3 protein-coding genes and 2 pseudogenes are annotated in these 3597 nt (G+C 46.6%); all 5 read left to right on the top strand.

Features of this window, described 5'->3' with window-relative positions; genetic code table 11:
• Positions 1 to 739, top strand: a pseudogene (locus tag ACUVJL_RS33405) (amino acid permease); the annotation flags it as partial.
• A gap of 268 nt (positions 740 to 1007) precedes the next feature.
• Positions 1008 to 1301, top strand: a pseudogene (locus ACUVJL_RS33410) (RtcB family protein); the annotation flags it as partial.
• Positions 1302 to 1458: 157 nt separating this feature from the next.
• Positions 1459 to 2685 carry an RNA-guided endonuclease InsQ/TnpB family protein gene (locus ACUVJL_RS33415; protein ID WP_445249759.1) on the top strand — a complete coding sequence of 409 codons (1227 nt, stop codon included), beginning with the start codon at positions 1459 to 1461 and terminating at the stop codon, positions 2683 to 2685.
• 13 nt (positions 2686 to 2698) lie between these two features.
• A complete protein-coding gene (locus tag ACUVJL_RS33420) occupies positions 2699 to 3094 on the top strand; it encodes an RtcB family protein (protein ID WP_445249760.1) in 396 nt (131 codons plus the stop codon).
• Between the two features lie 102 nt (positions 3095 to 3196).
• Positions 3197 to 3597, top strand: a 401-nt coding sequence (locus ACUVJL_RS33425) for an ABC transporter transmembrane domain-containing protein (RefSeq protein ID WP_445249761.1), incomplete at its 3' end; no start/stop codon positions are given.

A 3597-nucleotide genomic window follows, 5' to 3' on the forward strand; every position in this document is an offset into this window, starting at 1 on the left:
AGGCAATACAAGTGCGGTGCTTCCCCTGTATGCGGTTGGAGTTTTCACTTCTTTTACTCTGTCCCAATCGGGAATGGTAATTCACTGGTTTAAGGAACGAGGTAAAGGTTGGCAAGTTAGTGCTGTGATGAACGGTATTGGCGCAGTGGCAACAACGGGAGTTTTGGCTGTAATTCTCGCTACAAAATTCCTTTTGGGAGCTTGGGTTGTCGTAGTAACTATTCCGATCGTAGTCAGTCTATTTTTAGCTATTCACCGACACTATCGGTATGTAGCGGCTCGCTTGAGCATTCAGGGAATAGAACCGAGGTCTTATCTTCGTAGACCTAAAGTTAAGACGGTAACACATCCGGCAGTGGTGTTAGTCGGGCAGTTGCACCGGGGAACTTTCGAGGCCCTCGATTACGCTCGTTTAATTGCTGATGAAGTTGTGGCAGTTCACGTGGATATTGGTTTGACCGATCGAGAAAAATTACAATTAGCTTGGAAAGATTTACAGTCTGATATTCCTTTGGAAATTCTGGACTCGCCTTACCGTTCAGTTGGTGAGGCTTTGACGCACTTTTTGACTTTGTTTGAAGAGCAGCGACCGGGAGTATATTTAACACTGATCATTCCGGCTTTTGTGACGCGAAATTGGTGGGAGGGACTGCTGCACAATCAAACTGCTTTCTTTTTGAAAGCGGCTTTGCGGGCTAAAAAAAGTCGGGTTGTAACAACGGTTAGATATTATCTTTAAGTGGGGATGGGCAACCACGGGCGATTGCCCCTACTCCCTAGCAATTAAGACTGGAATGCGATCGGACGCGCTGGCCCAAGAAACCCGGTTTCTTCGCAAAATCTTTGGTTTGGATGCGATTTTGCTAGGCAGAAACCGGGTTTCTGACACCGCTTGGTAAATTATATATAGATTTTATTAAAAATTCAAGTAAAGCGTTGACATATCAAAAATGATATGTTGGGAGTTGAGCCATTAGAAAAGTTGCCTTTCAACTTATACTTGGGGAGTTCGATCGGGACAAATCGCTTTCATGATTCATTCGGGGTCGCGGAATGTCGGCAAGTATATCGGCGGAATGTGGCGCGATCGAGCTTGCGACGCCTGGCCGAAAACTCTGAAACATCCTGAATCCCGGCTTTTCCCGCTGTCTGTGGCAGAAAATCCCGAACTTTTGAGCAGCTACCTGCAAGCGGAAGCAACCGCCGCTAACTACGGTTTTATCAACCGTTTGCTGCTAGCAGAAGTTCTGCGCTGGCGTTTGCGACAAGTTTTCGGCGATGTGGAAGCTCCCTTAGCTTAGTCGCCGCGGGAAGCCCCGCGCCAAACATGGTACGACCTTGAGTGACGGGATGTTCGCTGTGCGAGTCAAGGGGTTCGATGCCCCGCCGACTTTGCAAATAATCTATGCCACCACCCTATTATTTATCATGTTCTGTAAACCGTGTTAACATAATGGAATGTTAAAAGCAGTCAAGGTCAGACTTTACCCCACGGATGCACAGCAAGCTCATTTGGCTCAAGCTTTTGGGTGTGCCCGTTGGGTCTGGAATCAGTCACTTGCGGCTATGTCAATAGCTTACAAAGAGACGGGTAAAGGTTTGTCTGCTCTTGATATGAAAAAGCAGATCCCGTTCTGGAAAGCTGAACACGAATGGCTAAAAACTTGCTATTCACAATGTCTTCAGCAATCTGTGCTAAATCTATCTCAAGCGTTCATTAACTTTTTTGACGGACGTACTGGTTATCCATCTTTCAAAAATCGCCATGGTCGGCAATCCCTTCAATATCCCGCAAATGTCAAACTATTGAGCCAAGGCGAAATTAAATTCCCAGGTTACTTAGGAACGGTAAAAGGTAAAGTTCATCGAGACATAGAAGGAAAGTTGAGGACTGTTACGGTGTCGAGGATGCCTGATGGTCGCTATTATGCTTCGCTATTGGTCGAGGATGGTCTTGACTCGCCAGAACCCAGTAGTAAAGGCAAGACGATTGGGCTTGACTTGGGGCTGATTGATTTTGCCGTCACTTCGGATGGCTCAAAATACCAAAACCCACGGCATCTTAAGAAGCATGAGCTTAACTTAAAACGCAAACAGCGAAAGCTATCTCGCAAAAAGGATAAGACCACGAACAAGCGGCGTAAAGCTCGTATTGCTGTGGCAAAAGTGCATTCTAAAATTTCGAGAGTGCGCTCGGATTTCCTCCACAAGCTGTCCCGTAAGACAGTTAACGAAAACCAAGTTATCGTGGTGGAAAATCTAGCACTGAAAAACATGGTCAAAAATCATAACCTTGCCAAGGCAATTAGTGATGCAGGTTGGGGAATGTTTTGCACCATGCTCAAATACAAAGCAGAGTTTGACGGCAAGACTTATCTAGAAATAGGCAGGTTTTTTCCCTCTTCTCACCTTTGCTCAAATACGCTGCTACAAATCCCAAAGATGGATCTCTGTGTCCGCTCGTTTGATTGCCCTCGTTGCAATCAGCGACATGACCGAGATGTGAATGCGGCGATCAATATCAGAAATGAAGGCTTACGGATTTTGGCGTTGGGAATCAGCGCTACTGCCCTTGGACGCAATGTAAGACCAAAACGGTATGGACGCAAGTCTACTACTGTAGAGGCTGTTGCGGTTGAATTGGGAAGCCCGCGTTCTATCTGTACTCAGATGAACGTCGGGTAATTCACTATACGATTTGCCTCACAATATTACTTTAGCGGAAGGTGCCGGCTGGGTAACGCGCAAAGGCGCTTGTCCCGCACATTCCGGTCAGCCTGTAATTGTACCGGGTTCGATGGGCGCGCCGTCTTATTTGCTGGTTGGTTCGGGGAACGATCGATTTTTGCGATCGACCTCTCACGGTGCAGGTAGGGCGCGATCGCGCTTCGATATGAGTCGCGCAGGTGCTGACAAAACTGACTCCGCTTTGGGATTAATCGGCGTAGATTGCATTACCGGGCGCGAAGAACGCAGAATTGAAGAAGCACCGGCGGCTTACAAGCCAATTCAACCAGTAATTGACGTTCAGGTTGAGGCGCAAATAGTTGGTGTAGTCGCTAAAATGAAGCCAGTGTTAACGTTTAAAGCCTAGGAACGGGGCATTTGAGAATTAAAAATTAAACAATGGTAAGGTGCGCGCGGAGCACCCTACTAATTTTTAATTCTCGGCCCTATTTCCGATACCCCATGCCCTATGAATGATTCTCAAGTATCACCAAATCCATCAAAACCTGTCCATCCCCTAAAGCGGCTGCTGAAGTACGGGCGCCGCTACCGCCTGAAAACTTGGCTGGCAAGTCTCTGTTCGCTGCTGAATAAATTCTTTGATTTAGCGCCGCCAGCATTAATCGGTATTGCTGTTGATGTGGTGGTGAAACAGCAAGATTCTATCCTCGCTCAGTGGGGCATAAAAGATGTCTTTTGGCAACTGGCAATTATCACTCTTTTGAGCGCAATTGTTTGGGCGTTGGAATCTATTTTTGAATATGCCTATGATTATTTGTGGCGCAATTTGGCTCAGGATATTGAACACGATTTGCGTCTGGAAGCTTACAGCCATTTGCAGGAATTAGAATTAGCTTATTTTGAAGAACG

Source organism: Microcoleus sp. OTE_8_concoct_300 (assembly GCF_031383065.1).
Taxonomy (GTDB): Bacteria; Cyanobacteriota; Cyanobacteriia; order Cyanobacteriales; family Microcoleaceae; genus Microcoleus.

What these genes read in the sequence shown, in the direction of transcription:
- ACUVJL_RS33415 (WP_445249759.1), top strand. Translation starts at nt 1,459, where the DNA reads ATGTTAAAAGCAGTCAAGGTCAGACTTTACCCCACGGATGCACAGCAA.